Source organism: Arenicella chitinivorans, from assembly GCF_014651515.1.
GTDB lineage: Bacteria > Pseudomonadota > Gammaproteobacteria > Arenicellales > Arenicellaceae > Arenicella > Arenicella chitinivorans.
In genome coordinates, this window is the sequence record NZ_BMXA01000007.1 from 109,284 (window position 1) to 122,793 (window position 13,510).

The following is a 13,510-nucleotide window of genomic DNA, read 5'->3' on the forward strand; positions in this document are numbered from 1 at the left end:
ACTACCGTTTATGCGTGGATAAATATCTGAATTCACAGCCTTATCCACAACTACTTGTCTTGGCTGGTACGTGAGTTGGGCTAGGGTGAAGGCGCACAAACCCGTATTTAAGTTCAACATTCACATCCGGGTAAATTGCCTTTATCGTCGCCAGGTATTTTTTAAAGGCTTCTTGAAATCGGTTTAAACCTTTCTTGTCACTTGCATACCCAGTTCCAAATTGTGCTTTTAGACTTACCCAAGAAATATCAACACGCCTCTTTAGATGGCTCATTTTGTAAGTGAGCCAAATATATATATCCATGGCCATAGGCGAGTTTTTGAGCAGGTGCAGGGCTCTCATGTCTACGGGAGCCGAGCTTTCTAGAATGTGGTTATAGAACTCATCAGAGAGCTCTATAAATGAGCCGTTATAGCCACTACTGGTTTCGATTAGAGGTGTCCACCAGTATTGTTGTCTGCGAGTCAGAGATAGCGTTTCAATCGTTTCCTTGTCGTCATCTTTAAAGTGATGGCCGATGGAGCATGAGAACAAGCTTATAAACTGTTTCTTTACCCGCTTAATGCTCCCTTTCTCTCCGCCTGTTGATGTCATGCTCAACACCTTCAAAAACTGAGCGAGTGAACGATGAATATCTATGTGTTTAGACTTTTTAAGCATCACCTCAGCAGCTACCCAAGCCATGATTATTCTCGGCAGCCCTCCATAGGGGAGTCCTACTCCGTTTACGTCGGCATAAGTCACTTTAAGCTTGCCGTCAACACGCTCAAATATTCTCTCTTGAGTAGCCCTGTGTGGCATGGTTGCTCTTATGAGATTTGTGGGCATATAGCCTATTGCGCCAGCTTGAAAGGCGCTGTGCATTTGAATAACAGCGGCACCCTCGATCAACCGCTTCTGATGGCGTGTCATGGTGATTATCAGCCGAAGACGTTGGCTATTCAGCCGAGAATTTCTCTTGGAGCTCAGCTACACAATCAGCTTTGAAATAGACTCTGCGGCCAATTTTTACTTTGCCTGCGTTCAAATGGCGCGATAAAGGATCATCTTTACAGAGTGATACGCGTAGTCCTTCTGGGCTGCGACCTAAAAACTCTGCAACAGCGCCCATCTTCAACAGAGGGCCATACGTCTTTTGCAAGTAATCTAGCGTAGTGTTCATGTTGTTTACCTTTACTTTACGTTGTTAACGCAATATAAAAAGGTAATGAAACATTATCCCCCCAAATTTATTGCCAATTAAATCGGGAAGTCATATGGCTAGTAGAGGTAGAGGAAGAGACGCGAAGGCTACTAAGCTAGAAAAGTCTATTCGGACCAAGGTTTGGCTGCATCATCTTTGCAAGGTTACTGGGGCTGAATCAATCAACCATCTTGGTAGAATCTTGGATGATACCGATGAAAAAGCGAGTTCAAAATGGCATTTATATGCTGCTGGCTCTAATGCCGGGCCCTTAGTTAGGGACCGAATAGAAAATTTAGTTCCTAGCTCCAGCTATATATATTGCTCAGGGCCCGCCGATTCCTATTTATTCGATGCTATGTGGTCGGATATGGCTCGCATCCATGAGTTAATCGAAGAGGGTGATGGAGAGTTTGTATGGTTAAACGCCATATTACCGCACGGCTATCTTCGGCAAGCAGACAATCAATCATTGAAAGCCGTTATCGGCGGCTTATTAGTATTCTTGAGAGATGAAAACTTTGATAGTTCTGAAGTCGAATTTTTGGGTAGACGCACACCACTAAGCTTTGTGAGTGGTTGCATTCTAGTTTTCAGGTTTTGCCTAGAAAGGGACTATTACCATCATTTTTCCTATGTACTCGAGATGGCTGATGTTTTAATCGAGTGTTTAAGTGACGAATCTATAAGTCTTGAGCTTAGTGAAATAGGAATTCTTGAAGAAATGTTCATTTGGCTATATCGAGCCTTGTTTGTTTGGTGTGGATATAGTCAAACCGGTATCTATTATCAAGCTTTTGCTAACTTTCCTGACGAAGAGAGTTTTTTGTTGTCTCCATCCATATTCCATAAAAATTACAAAAATATTTCTAGTGATATTGTTCGAGAATATGGGGCTGAGTATCGGGAAGATTTACAGTCCCAAGAAAATGCGGCTGACAACGCATCAAGATTCGATAATGAATTTGCGAAACTTTAAATAGATCCTTTTTGGGCATGCGTAGACGTCATGAAATTATCTGACTATTGGCAAAATTTTGAACTTCTAAAAGAAATAGAAGTAGCTGGCGGGTTTATTTACGATGGATTGCGCGCCCTCCATGAGATCGAGTACCTTCATCATGAAACAGAAATTTTTAGTGTCCTCTATAATCTATCCGTCGGACTGGAGCGATTGATCAAGGTGTCGATCATACTTCTAGAGTATGAAGATGGAATCGATCCTATCCAGTTCGAAAAGACTCTAATAACACACAATCATTCTGAGCTAATTTCAAGAGTCCAGAAACAACAGAATCTACGCTTAGGTAAAGCACATAATGAGTTTTTGTCATTGCTTGCTAAATTCTATAAAAGTTACAGGTATGACCGATATAGTCTGGATACTGTAAAAGAATTGTCTAAAGAAAAAGAGGCACTAATTTCGTTCTTAGATAAGCATATAGAGCTTGAATTTAGCTCGAATATACTTGGTGATTCATTTGTTTCTAATACTAGAAAGACTAAGAAGTTTATTGGAAAGTTAGTGCGTAAAGTGGTGGACGAAATTTACAGTGTGATCAGAAACGAATCCTATAGAAAAAATATATATACCTATGAAGTACGTTCAAAGTCTAAAGCTTATAAGTTTATCTTGGGAGATGATGTGGACTTTTCTTTGGAAGATATCTTATGGAAGGAGTTGTTAATTTTTCTGCTCTCATACAAGGGTAAATCAGACCACCTTGATTTTATAAAAAGTTTTGACCCTCTGAATTTTGATATCGCTATGCTGCGCGAGTATTTAGACGCAGTTAAAAATGATGTTGATAAAATAGGATTAATCGACGAGTTAGAATATCTCTATGAAGACGTTGAAAATAAGTCTGAAAGGTTTGAGAGGCTTAAATATATGAATGCTAAAGACGTTTTCTTTGACAGCTAATTAGTTACATGGTCTTTAAATAACTATCAATAAAACCGTTTAGTTTTTGAAAAAGAGATTTAGTAAATGAGTAATTGGATGCCTAGTCTAGATACCATCAGCTCCGTAAGCTCCATTATTGGGTTGATAGTGACTATATTGATATTGTTTGAGGCAAGAAAGATTAGAATTTCTTTTCTGCGTAGAGCAAGATTACCTGAGCTCAATAGAGATTTGGCGAAATCGGCTTCCCAATTATCCGATCAATTGAAAGAATGGGAGGTTGATAAAACCTCTGCTTTAAAAACTTTTTCAACCATCAAAGCTTTACTTGAAAGTATAAGGCCCAAGTTGCCATCAGTTGAAAAAAAGAAATTAGATGATTATTTAGCTAAGCTTCACCCTAAAAAATGCCTAGTTTTGGATGGAAACCTTTCTGGTCTTACAGAAGATGAGGCGTGGAAACGCTACACAGAACTAAGCGGCTTGATGACGACACTTCAGCAATTGGTAAAAGATTCAAAATGGGATTAATTATGAGTACTGAAAGTAAAACAACACAGCTGATTACAAAATTAATCCGTGAAACTTCTAACGGGAATGTTGAGTGGACAGTTAAAGATGCGCCCCGAGCATTAAATTACGAAACAGAACAATCTGTTCCTCTATACTTACAAACCGAATATAAAGGTAGGAAATTGGGGGTCTACGATCTACGTACTAAATATTTTACCGATGAGGATGAGTATCATTGGATTGAAGGCGTTGGCTTTTGTATCGTTGATGACAAAGGACGAGTTGTTTGGGAAGCGAATGAAAGTTCTCTCGCCTTAGGTGATCTTTTTAAGACAGCTAGAGAACAGGCCTCTGGAGTTGACGATATTCTTGATGATTTACTCGAGATGTAAAACAAAAGCATTTACAGATTCGATATGTTTTATTTCAAATGAAGGTGGTTAGTTGAAAAATGGAGTATCCAGAACTAACTTATTGGGGCTTTGGCTCAGGTTCTATATTTTTACAACCAAGCAGAGTACGGTACTTACCAAATAGATAAAGATTTCGATGCCTTTGATGCCATGGGCCGTGCGCCCGGTATGGTTTTTGCCAGTTCTTCTCCTTTCGTGATAACGTTTTTGACAATATTGGGGAGGTAATCTGCGTCGTTGGTGTTGACTCGGAGGTTGACTGTTGTACCTTTTGATGGCGTGATGATCACTTGATCTTGCTCATTTCTAAGCGACAGCATTACATCATTACTCACGATAGAGAATCCCCCTAGTTGCTTGCCGAGTTGAGAGAGAACGTACAAGCCAAAGCCTGAGTTTTGCCACCTATCTTCGTTTAGTGGAGCTACTTCTGAAGATATTCCTGGCAGTAAAGCCATTCTTATAGCGGATCTCTTATTCGCAATGTTATGCGCTGCCGAGAGGCTTTCAGCGATACCGATACCCTCGTCAGATATTGATATTTCAGCAAAGCCATCGGCCCATTTTTGAGCCATCATAAAGCATTCTTTTGCTTTTGAATGTTCAAATACATTTCTTATTATTTCGCGCATACAATACCCTAGGAAGTCGGCGGCATAGGCGTCTCTTGAGTTAGGGTACAAAATTTTCACTAGTTCGTTTGACCTATTTTCAATCTCTACTTGGAGCACATTTTCACTCTCTTCGAGTTCAGATTTTTGAATAGATTTAATTGGAATATAGTTTGTGTTTCCGTATGTTGAGTTAACGGGGTTTCCTGCGTCTATACCTACAAACTTAAAGAAGCCAAAGTGTTGCAGATAGGAGCAAGCCTCATTTGATCGATGGCCACTTACACTAGTGCGTAGCTGTTTCTTAAAGCGCTGTTTTGTAATATTCCTAATGCCGACCGCTAGCCCTAGTGCTCCAGAAGGGTAAACCCAGCCTAGGTTGCTAAAATCCAAAGTAATATGAGCTACGTCTTTTACTCGCCATATTTCGTTTATGAAGCCTGCTGCTGAAACGTCATGCAAATTTCTTGGACAGTAAATTGTTTCGCTCATTCTTTCTAATTATTCGATGGCCACGCCATGATTATCGTAGTGATTAAATTTTAGATATTTTATTTACTAAATCTTCGTTTCTAAGGTGAGTGTACCTCTTAAGCATTTGCATTGATCTATGACCAGTAATTGAAGCAACCTCTTGGTCAGTTAGTCCTGCTTCGACAAACCTGCTTGTGGCTTCATGTCGAAGATCATGGAATCTCAAATTTGTAATTTCAGCTCTTTTTAACGCAGAGCTCCAAACTCTATTCAAAGTGTATGGTCTACGGTTGCCGTCTTTTCCAGGTTCGCCATAAAATAGTAAATTAGTATCTAAAGGGCGAATAGGGTGCTGCAGAACTTCTTTGAATACAGCTTTTGCTTTGTCTGATAGAGGTATTGTTCGTGAGTCGTTGTTCTTTGTATTGTGAATAGTAAGAACACCTCTCTTGAGATTAACTCTTGATTTTTCGAGCCCAAGAATCTCGCCTTGTCGCATAGCTGTATATAAAGCTATGCGAACTATCCATCCTAAGAAGGGGTTGCTGTGTTGGTTGCAGGCTCTAAGTAGGCGATCTTCCTCGTCATCAACGAGCCTTCTGTCTCGGCCAGCTCCGGGGCTAGGTTTCCGTACATTCATTACAGGATTTGAGACTAGGCCTAATCCCCATTCTTTGATTGCAGTGGAATAGAGGTGGCTGAGAAGGGCGAGCTCTAAACGAATCGTGCTTGCGCTTTTTCCTTCTTCTGCTCTTTTGTCTCTATACTTAGCGATGATTTCTGTATTTAGTGCAGTCATACTATAGCGGCCAAGTTCTTGACTTAGCTGATCTGCACGGCCAAATTCTCGTTTTTGAGTGGTTGGCTTTTTCGTTGGCGTAACTTCTTTTGTATATCTGAGCAATGCCTGGGCGATGGTGAGCTTTTCAGAGTGATTTCTTGGTATATAGATACCGCGAATGATTTCGTCTTCGGTAGTGCGTGCCCAGTCCTCTGCGTCGCGTTTTATACGGAATGTTTTAGATACTTTTGGCCAGCCAGAGCGACGGATAATTGCCTTCCATTTTCCTGAGTCTGTCTTGGTTATTGTGGCCATATACAAGTACCGAATCTGAGCAGTGTACCCAAATTGTACCCTTTGGCGAAAGGCAAGGGAAATCAACGAAAGGACGTTTCGTCAAGCCATTGAAATTAAAAGATAAAATGGTGGCCAGGGACAGAATCGAACTGCCGACACGGGGATTTTCAGTCCCCTGCTCTACCGACTGAGCTACCTGGCCATTTGTGCGTCTGAGCTTGGTTAGTCAGACTGGGTGGGGTTCCTTTCGGAGCAGCGCATTACAAAGGAATGCGCGTTTTGAGTCAAGTACTTTTTGCGATTTTATGCGGTTTAAAACTCGTCTACGATGGGATCGTTCGGGTTTTGCGGTGGCACGTAGTCAGCGGGCTTTTCTGCGCCTTCGCCGAACAGGAATTTTTCCATTTCGCTCACGATGAGTTCTTTGGCCTTGGGGTCCATGGGGTTTAGACGGTATTCGTTGATCAGCATGGTCTGGTGATTGACCCATTGGTCCCAGGCGGCTTGCGAGATATTTTCGAAAATGCGTTTACCCAGTTCGCCAGGCCAAGTTTGAAAGGCGAGGCCGGGGGCTTCTTTTTGCAGTTTTTGGCAGAACACGGTGCGTGACACGTTAGGCTCCTGATGCTGTGCGCGTGGCTTACAACGCGCTAATACGTTTCTAACAATTTCTTGACCGGCGCGGCGAGGCCGAGCGTTTGGTCTGAATGGGGTTTATACCATACCGCGCTCGAGTCGGCGACGTTCATTGCTGTTTGGTTGGGTAGGCACAGCACAGGTGTGATGTGCAAGGTAAAGTGGCTGAACACGTGTTTGAGTTCAGGCAGGGTTTGCAGCGCAGTGACCGAGAGGCCGTCGATTACGTAGTCATCTTCAACTGACTCTACTTGTGGCGGGCACCAGAGTCCGCCCCAGATGCCGCTGGGTGGATTCTGTGACAACCAGAATGCATCGTCTGGGTTTTTGATCAACAGCATCACGGTTTGCTTGCTCGGCTTGGTTTGTTTTGGTTTGCCGTGCGGCAGTTCGGTGACTCGATTGGTGTGTAATGCGGTGCAGTCCGAATTTAACGGGCAGTCTGGGCAGTTGGGCTTGCTGCGGGTGCAGAGGGTCGCGCCGAAATCCATAATGGCTTGCGTGTAGATGTGCACATCGTCCTGCGGTGTGTTGAGATCGGCCAGTTCCCAGAGTTTGTTCTCCACGGCTTTGACGCCGTACCAGCCTTCAATGGCGTAGAACCGAGCGAGTACGCGTTTGACGTTGCCGTCCAGGATTGGAAAGCGCTGACGGGTCGAGAAGGCCAGAATTGCCCCAGCGGTGGAGCGGCCAATACCGGGCAAGTCGACCATCTCGTCGAAGGTGGTCGGAAAGTGCCCGTCGTACTTCTCGGCGACGATTTTGGCAGCCGCATGCAGGTTGCGTGCACGAGCGTAGTAGCCAAGGCCCGTCCATAAATGCAGGACTTCATCTTGCTCAGCGTGCGCCAGATCCGTCACGCGCAGGAAGCGATCCACAAAGCGTTCGAAATACGGTATTACTGTACTGACCTGAGTTTGTTGCAACATGATCTCCGACAGCCAAATCCGATACGCATCGTGCGTGTTTTGCCAAGGCAAATGATGTCGGCCGTGATCGCGGTGCCAGTTGAGTAAGGTGTTGGTGATGGTCTGCATTGCGCGTGTCAGAAAAAGCCAGTGGGTTAAGCCCGTTAAGGGTAGCATTTTTCAGACCTTGATTAGATGAAGGTGGTGATTCGTTTCATGAAAATAGTGTGTGTAATTCTGATGCGCGGGCTTGTGCTTTGTGCGAGCTGGTTTAGACTCGCACTATGCATAGGCCGCTCCCTTCAGTCTCGGTTTTAGCGCGCTTCACGTTAGACAGTGAGGCGCAAACCGCTGCGCGTGAACGCTTGCTCGCGGTGTCTGATTGGCAGGCGTGGATAAACCAGATTGAACTGCATGGTTTATCGGGGTTTGCCAACAAACACATTCAGGAATACGACCTGCCGGTTCCAGAGCAACTCAACGCGCCATTAAAAGCACTGAAAATGCGTCATCACAGCGCGGCCAAAGCGCGATATCACGCATTGCAACAGATTGATACCGTGTTTCAGGCGCAGGGTATTGATTACCTGGCTTTGAAGGGCGCTGCCTTGATGCCGCATTTATACGGTCAGGCGTATTTACGTCCGATGCGTGACATGGACCTCTTGTTGCGTCGGGCTGACCTGAGCCGGGCGGCGGACGCATTGCGCTCCATTGGATTTCATTTGCCGCACGCGCAGCCGTCCAAATTTATGCGCGATGTGCATCAACTCCCGAATGCCACCAAGACAATTGATGGGTTTGTTTGCAGTGTTGAACTGCACCTTGATGGTGTGTCACGCGATACCGCGGGGCACTGCTATTACCCAGAGTCGCGCGATCAGATTCAGGCTATTAGCTGGCAAGCGCTAACGATGAACGCTTTGGATGACCTCACCATGCTGCATCAGGTGACATTGCATCTGGAGGGGCTGCATCCGGGCTCGGCATTGAAGTTGATTAATGTGATGGATGTGGTTGGGTTGGCGCAGCGCGTGTTGCAATCCGGGCAGTGGCAAGCACTCCAGCAACGCTATCCGCATGTGCTAAATACGCTGCGCTGTTTGCATCTATGGACGCCGCTGCCAAGTGATCTCCAAACAGCATTGTCACCCTTGCCAACGCGCGCCGTGTCGGATGTCGGGATTATCATGCAGCCGCTGGGGCAGATCCTAGGTAGTCAAAATTCCTGGCTAGCCAAGTCACGTGCTTTGTTCCGCCCGTCAGATTGGTGGCTGCATTTGCATTATCATGTGGACCCAATGCGCTCACTGTGGCGCGTTAAATGGTTGCGACATCCGGCAGCGGTTTTGCAATCATTGATGCGACGGGTTTTGTCCGCAATTCGCGGCGGTTAGCGTACAATAGGTTTATGGACACAAGTAAGCGATATCAACAAGCGCCGGATTGTCTGTTGGAAGACATGGACGGTGATTTATTGTTGTATAACCCAGCTACGGCCACCACGCTGCAATTAAATGGGCCGTCTGCCATCATATGGCAGCTTCTCAACGAGCAACACAGCGTGGCTGAAATCATCGCGGCTTTACAAGAGGCGTACCCAGACCAAGCTGCGCAGATCGAAACCGATGTGTTGCAAGCGGTCAGTGATTTCGTGGCACAGTCTGTGATTGAAGTGGTGCCACCCGAGGCCGTCACCAGCGGGTAGTCAGCATGCGACGATGGCTCATTGAATATGGCGGCGTCGAGCTGACGGTGTGTGCGAAAGGCGACGCAGCGGAAGGCTTAGTAGAGCTCGCGTTAGCGGCCATTCCAGCCGAACCAGTCGCCCGATCACATGGCACTAAAATCGTCGTTGGTTTTGATTCCGAGTCGTCAAACTGGACCTTGCTGGATCACACCGCGCATGTCGAACGTAAACTTTCAGCGAGTGGTGATCTAATCTATCACTTGACCGACCGGATTGTGTTTCATGTTGCAGATAGAGCAAAGAACGTACACTGTTTGCACGCGGCGGCGGTCGCGCATAATGGCCATGCTTTAATCGTCCCGGCCAGTAGTGGGGCCGGTAAAAGTTCGTTTACCACTTGGTTGGCCGCCAATGGCTATGATTACGTTACGGATGAACTTATTCTGATCGACGCTGAGAACAAACTACAAGGTATCGCACGCCCGATTCAGATCAAAGCGCATGGTTTAGAGGCGATTGATCATCTGATCGAGCAATCAGATTTGGTGCAACAAGGGCGTTTTGCCAACGCCGTACCGCCTGCCAGTCTTGGGGCTCGCTTTGACGTCTCGGGGGAGCTGTCGGTGTCGATGTTCGTGTTTATCAAGTTTCAGAAAGGCGCGGACTTCGAGTTCGAGCGTCTGTCGAGCGGCGATGCCGGTATGCGGCTGATGGCAAACCACGTGAATGCCCGCAGTCTGGAAGGTCACGGATTCCGCGCCATGATGAAGTTGATCCGGGAGACACCGTGTTATGTGCTGAATTACGGTGGGTTTGACACGCTGCCGGAAGGGTTTGCAGGGGAGCTTAAGGCGTTGCTGGCGAGTTGAGAATTCTAGATTCTTCGTCGCGTCGCTCCTCAGAATGACGGAGTGAGGTATTGATGAAGGAGCTTCTTCGTCGCGCGGCGTCTCAGAATGACGCAGGTGGTGATTCCTCCTGTCAATTCATCGCCATTGCGAGGCGCTACATGACATTCTCATACGCAGATACTTCAACGGGTTGCAGCTCAGGATGACGAGAAACGCATGGTGCGTCTTCCACTCACTGACGTACCAAGAAGTCCTTCAATCCAGAATAGATTGCTTATGGTGCCCTCTGTCGCCAGCGCTGTGAAAGTCCAATCCAGAAAAGCTATCTGTTTTGTCCTTTATCGTCATTACTGGAAACTACATGACATTCTCATACGCAGATACTTCACCGGGTTGCAGCTCAGAATGACGGGAAACGCATGGTGCGTCTTCCACTGACGTACCAAGAAGTCCTTCAATCCAGATAAGTTGCCTGTTATGCCCTCTGTCGCCAGTGCAGTGAAAATCCAATCCAGAAAAGCTATCTGTTTTGCCCTTTATCGTCATTACTGGAAACTATATGACATTTTCATACGCAGATACGTCACCGGGTTGCAGCTCAGAATGACGGGAAACGCATGGTGCGCCTTCCACTGACGTACCAAGAAGTCCTTCAATCCAGAATAAATTGCCTATGGTGCCTTCTGTCGCCAGTGCAGTGAAAATCCAATCCAGAAAAGCTATCTGCTTTGTCCTTTATCGTCATTACTGGAAACTACATGACATTCTCATACGCAGATACTTCACCGGGTTGCAGCTCAGAATGACGAGAAACGCATGGTGCGCCTTCCACTGACGTACCAAGAAGTGCTTCAATCCAGAATAAATTGCCTATTGTGCCCTCTGTCGCCAGCGCCGTGAAAATCCAATCCAGAAAAGTTATCTGTTTTGTCCTTAATCGTCATTGCGAGGAGCGGAGCGACGTGGCAATCTCCACACCTGATTGAAAGGCCCATTTTGAACCATGAACGAACCAAGCAAACACCACCGACCGATCCGCAGTTTCGTAAAACGCGAAGGAAAATTGACCACTGGTCAGAAAAACGCCATTGAACAACTCTGGCCAACGCACGGTATTGAACTTAAAGCAGAGCCGCTTGAGCTGGCGGCAGAATTTGGTCGAGACGCGCCGGTAGTACTCGAAATCGGGTTTGGTAATGGGCTGTCTTTAGCGGACATGGCTGAAGCCTACCCGGATCTAAACTTCTTCGGCGTTGAGGTGCATCGTCCGGGTGTTGGTAGTTTACTGGTGCAGGTGAAGCAACGTGGGCTGCAGAATGTGCGAGTGTCGCAGGACGACGCGGTACAGGTCCTCGAACAGCAGATTCCAGATGCGTCTTTGCATCGTGTGCAGATATTCTTCCCCGATCCATGGCACAAAAAGCGTCATCACAAGCGGCGGTTAATCCAGCCGGATTTCGTGACCATGTTGGTTAAGAAGCTGGCGCCGGGTGGTCATATTCACGTGGCAACCGACTGGGAGAATTACGCGGAGCATATCCTAGGGGTGTTGAGTCAGAATGCAGATCTATGCAATACCAGCAGCGATCCGTCTGGTTATGCGCCCAAGCCAGAATACCGGCCTGACACCAAATACGAAAAGCGTGGAATCCGTTTAGGTCACGGCGTTTGGGATCTGGTGTTCGAAAAATAACTTACAACACCGACTCATCGTCAGTGAACGTGGCAACTCGGTGAAGCTTCTGTCCGTCGGATTCGATTAAAAACTCGATCGGACGACAACACACGTAGCAATCTTCCACAGTTCGATGATTGCCTTGACTAAGGTCGACAAAGGCGGTGAACTCTTCACCGCAATAAGGGCAGTTGACTTGCGCTTCGTGATACATCCTTGAATAATACCAAGCCCGTGTTAACCGGCTGTCGTGACCGCGAAAATCCATTTTTGTTATGAAAAATCAACCAGAATGGTGGGACCCGTATTCCTGCCAGCCGTATAAAATGCGCGATGAAGACAAACCGCGTTCAGGCATGGGCAATGTTTGGGAATACGCTAAGGTAGCCGGGTCGAATCTGATTGGTTTGCCAGCGATTGCCTATCAATATCTGAGCTTGAAGAAAAGACCTTCTGGGATTAGTTCAGATGAATTCGTGGGTCTGAGTATTGCGCCGCAGGTTGAGTACCAGTCTGCGATCATTGAAATGGTCGACGAGCTCGGTGTTAAGCAGTTATTGATGCGCATTCCGAGTTGGGATGTCGATGCACTGGATGACTATGTGCGGTTTTTGGAACTGTTCCCCAACAATGAGTTCGTCATCAATATTCTGCAAAGCCGAGACAGTGTGCAACATCTGACCGATTGGCAAAACCAGGTCGCAAAGATCATCCGCGCCACGCGTCATATCACCAACACCTACTGGATCGGTAACGCGGTTAATCGCACCAAATGGGGTTGCGTCCATTCTGGTCAGGCGCTAGATCTGCAAGTGGCGGTGGAGGAATTACGCAGCGAATTTAAAGATTTGAGGTTATTGGGTTCCTCAATTATCGATTTTGAGCCGCTACTTAGCTGGCGAACCTTATGGAATTTTCGTAATTATCATATCGATGCCAACGCAGCACTGCTTTATGTGAACCGACGGCACTCTCCCTATGGAACGCAATACGGCATCTTCGATCTTGAGAACAAGCTCCGTCTCGCTAAAGCGATGACACGCCTGTCGAATCGATGCGACGACGCGTTGTGGATCACCGAGACAAACTGGCCGTTATTGAATACCAAACCTTACACACCGAACTCGGGCAATCCAACGCGCACGGTCGATGAAGAAACCCAGGCCAAGTACCTCAAATGGTACTACCAGATCGCCTGGCAAACTGGTTGGGTAGAGCGTGTTTACTGGTGGCAATTAATCAATCCCGGCTACGGGTTAGTGGATCATCGGGAAGGCAGCTTGCGCAAGATGCCGTCGTATTATGCGATGAAGGAGATTATTGCTGGAGAGTTGAGTCAGGTTCCCGATCGGGATTGATGAGATCCTTCGCTGCGTTGCAGCTCAGGATGACGAGTAGTTGCAAAGGTTCAGGATGATGGGGCGTTGCAAGGGTTCAGGAAGGCGGGGGAATATTGCTGCTCGTACTACCAGTGAGATTAATGGTGTGGTTTGATGGAGTTTGTCGGCACGAAAGCTGCTGTTAATATGAATTTGTGAGGCGCATTTTCTTTCGACGTCATTGCGAGGAGC

General features: G+C 46.6%; 16 protein-coding genes and 1 tRNA gene. 9 read left to right on the forward strand and 8 right to left on the reverse strand.

Features of this window, described 5'->3' with window-relative positions; translation table 11 throughout:
* Positions 1 to 40: 40 nt before the first annotated feature.
* Both IE055_RS15585 and IE055_RS15590 read right to left on the reverse strand, forming a co-directional pair.
* Positions 41 to 913: a replication protein RepA gene (locus IE055_RS15585; protein ID WP_189402610.1), complete on the reverse strand. Its 873-nt coding sequence runs from the start codon at positions 911 to 913 to the stop codon at positions 41 to 43.
* 25 nt (positions 914 to 938) lie between these two features.
* Positions 939 to 1,163 (reverse strand): hypothetical protein, encoded by a 225-nt coding sequence (locus IE055_RS15590; protein ID WP_189402611.1) that lies wholly within the window; start codon positions 1,161 to 1,163, stop codon positions 939 to 941.
* A 223-nt stretch (positions 1,164 to 1,386) separates the two neighbouring features.
* On the opposite strand from IE055_RS15590, the gene IE055_RS15595 reads away from it, so the two are divergent.
* The 4 genes from IE055_RS15595 (at position 1,387) to IE055_RS15610 (ending at position 3,995) form a co-directional block, all read left to right on the forward strand.
* Entirely contained in the window at positions 1,387 to 2,163 is a 777-nt protein-coding gene (locus IE055_RS15595; RefSeq protein WP_189402612.1) for a hypothetical protein, read from the forward strand.
* A 30-nt stretch (positions 2,164 to 2,193) separates the two neighbouring features.
* Positions 2,194 to 3,108, forward strand: coding sequence for a hypothetical protein (locus IE055_RS15600; protein WP_189402613.1), 915 nt, complete (start codon positions 2,194 to 2,196; stop codon positions 3,106 to 3,108).
* 66 nt (positions 3,109 to 3,174) lie between these two features.
* Complete coding sequence (locus IE055_RS15605) at positions 3,175 to 3,621, forward strand: hypothetical protein (protein WP_189402614.1); 447 nt, start codon at positions 3,175 to 3,177, stop codon at positions 3,619 to 3,621.
* A gap of 2 nt (positions 3,622 to 3,623) precedes the next feature.
* Positions 3,624 to 3,995, forward strand: a complete 372-nt coding sequence (locus tag IE055_RS15610; RefSeq protein ID WP_189402615.1) for a hypothetical protein — start codon at positions 3,624 to 3,626, stop codon at positions 3,993 to 3,995.
* A gap of 134 nt (positions 3,996 to 4,129) precedes the next feature.
* Here IE055_RS15610 and IE055_RS15615 read toward each other — a convergent pair whose 3' ends face one another.
* The 5 genes from IE055_RS15615 to mutY form a co-directional block, all read right to left on the reverse strand.
* The gene (locus IE055_RS15615) at positions 4,130 to 5,119 is read right to left on the reverse strand and encodes an ATP-binding protein (protein ID WP_189402616.1); all 990 of its coding nucleotides are present in this window, start codon (positions 5,117 to 5,119) and stop codon (positions 4,130 to 4,132) included.
* Between the two features lie 43 nt (positions 5,120 to 5,162).
* Positions 5,163 to 6,197, reverse strand: coding sequence for a site-specific integrase (locus IE055_RS15620; protein ID WP_189402617.1), 1,035 nt, complete (start codon positions 6,195 to 6,197; stop codon positions 5,163 to 5,165).
* Positions 6,198 to 6,305: 108 nt separating this feature from the next.
* Positions 6,306 to 6,381: transfer RNA gene (locus IE055_RS15625), tRNA-Phe, on the reverse strand.
* A 110-nt stretch (positions 6,382 to 6,491) separates the two neighbouring features.
* A complete protein-coding gene (locus IE055_RS15630) occupies positions 6,492 to 6,791 on the reverse strand; it encodes an oxidative damage protection protein (protein WP_189402618.1) in 300 nt (99 codons plus the stop codon).
* A 38-nt stretch (positions 6,792 to 6,829) separates the two neighbouring features.
* Positions 6,830 to 7,852, reverse strand: a complete 1,023-nt coding sequence (gene mutY, locus IE055_RS15635; protein ID WP_189402619.1) for an A/G-specific adenine glycosylase — start codon at positions 7,850 to 7,852, stop codon at positions 6,830 to 6,832.
* Positions 7,853 to 8,007: 155 nt separating this feature from the next.
* Here mutY and IE055_RS15640 point away from each other — a divergent pair, with 155 nt between their 5' ends.
* The 4 genes from IE055_RS15640 (at position 8,008) to trmB (ending at position 11,957) form a co-directional block, all read left to right on the forward strand.
* Positions 8,008 to 9,120, forward strand: a complete 1,113-nt coding sequence (locus IE055_RS15640; protein ID WP_189402620.1) for a nucleotidyltransferase family protein — start codon at positions 8,008 to 8,010, stop codon at positions 9,118 to 9,120.
* Between the two features lie 14 nt (positions 9,121 to 9,134).
* Positions 9,135 to 9,431, forward strand: a complete 297-nt coding sequence (locus IE055_RS15645) for a PqqD family protein (RefSeq protein WP_189402621.1) — start codon at positions 9,135 to 9,137, stop codon at positions 9,429 to 9,431.
* Positions 9,432 to 9,436: 5 nt separating this feature from the next.
* A complete protein-coding gene (locus tag IE055_RS15650) occupies positions 9,437 to 10,282 on the forward strand; it encodes a hypothetical protein (protein ID WP_189402622.1) in 846 nt (281 codons plus the stop codon).
* A 985-nt stretch (positions 10,283 to 11,267) separates the two neighbouring features.
* Positions 11,268 to 11,957 (forward strand): tRNA (guanosine(46)-N7)-methyltransferase TrmB, encoded by a 690-nt coding sequence (trmB, locus tag IE055_RS15655; protein WP_189402623.1) that lies wholly within the window; start codon positions 11,268 to 11,270, stop codon positions 11,955 to 11,957.
* Position 11,958: 1 nt separating this feature from the next.
* Here the strand turns inward: trmB and IE055_RS15660 are convergent, their stop codons facing one another.
* The gene (locus IE055_RS15660) at positions 11,959 to 12,207 is read right to left on the reverse strand and encodes a CPXCG motif-containing cysteine-rich protein (RefSeq protein ID WP_229794325.1); all 249 of its coding nucleotides are present in this window, start codon (positions 12,205 to 12,207) and stop codon (positions 11,959 to 11,961) included.
* A gap of 7 nt (positions 12,208 to 12,214) precedes the next feature.
* Here IE055_RS15660 and IE055_RS15665 point away from each other — a divergent pair, with 7 nt between their 5' ends.
* Complete coding sequence (locus IE055_RS15665) at positions 12,215 to 13,297, forward strand: hypothetical protein (protein WP_189402624.1); 1,083 nt, start codon at positions 12,215 to 12,217, stop codon at positions 13,295 to 13,297.
* Positions 13,298 to 13,510 lie beyond the last annotated feature (213 nt).

Coding starts and splice junctions, on each gene's coding strand:
- IE055_RS15615 (WP_189402616.1), bottom strand. CDS start 5,119: ATGAGCGAAACAATTTACTGTCCAAGAAATTTGCATGACGTTTCAGCA.
- IE055_RS15665 (WP_189402624.1), top strand. CDS start 12,215: ATGAAAAATCAACCAGAATGGTGGGACCCGTATTCCTGCCAGCCGTAT.
- IE055_RS15660 (WP_229794325.1), bottom strand. CDS start 12,207: ATGGATTTTCGCGGTCACGACAGCCGGTTAACACGGGCTTGGTATTAT.
- IE055_RS15590 (WP_189402611.1), bottom strand. CDS start 1,163: ATGAACACTACGCTAGATTACTTGCAAAAGACGTATGGCCCTCTGTTG.
- IE055_RS15585 (WP_189402610.1), bottom strand. CDS start 913: ATGACACGCCATCAGAAGCGGTTGATCGAGGGTGCCGCTGTTATTCAA.
- IE055_RS15650 (WP_189402622.1), top strand. CDS start 9,437: ATGCGACGATGGCTCATTGAATATGGCGGCGTCGAGCTGACGGTGTGT.
- mutY (WP_189402619.1), bottom strand. CDS start 7,852: ATGCAGACCATCACCAACACCTTACTCAACTGGCACCGCGATCACGGC.
- trmB (WP_189402623.1), top strand. CDS start 11,268: ATGAACGAACCAAGCAAACACCACCGACCGATCCGCAGTTTCGTAAAA.
- IE055_RS15600 (WP_189402613.1), top strand. CDS start 2,194: ATGAAATTATCTGACTATTGGCAAAATTTTGAACTTCTAAAAGAAATA.
- IE055_RS15610 (WP_189402615.1), top strand. CDS start 3,624: ATGAGTACTGAAAGTAAAACAACACAGCTGATTACAAAATTAATCCGT.
- IE055_RS15605 (WP_189402614.1), top strand. CDS start 3,175: ATGAGTAATTGGATGCCTAGTCTAGATACCATCAGCTCCGTAAGCTCC.
- IE055_RS15645 (WP_189402621.1), top strand. CDS start 9,135: ATGGACACAAGTAAGCGATATCAACAAGCGCCGGATTGTCTGTTGGAA.
- IE055_RS15640 (WP_189402620.1), top strand. CDS start 8,008: ATGCATAGGCCGCTCCCTTCAGTCTCGGTTTTAGCGCGCTTCACGTTA.
- IE055_RS15620 (WP_189402617.1), bottom strand. CDS start 6,197: ATGGCCACAATAACCAAGACAGACTCAGGAAAATGGAAGGCAATTATC.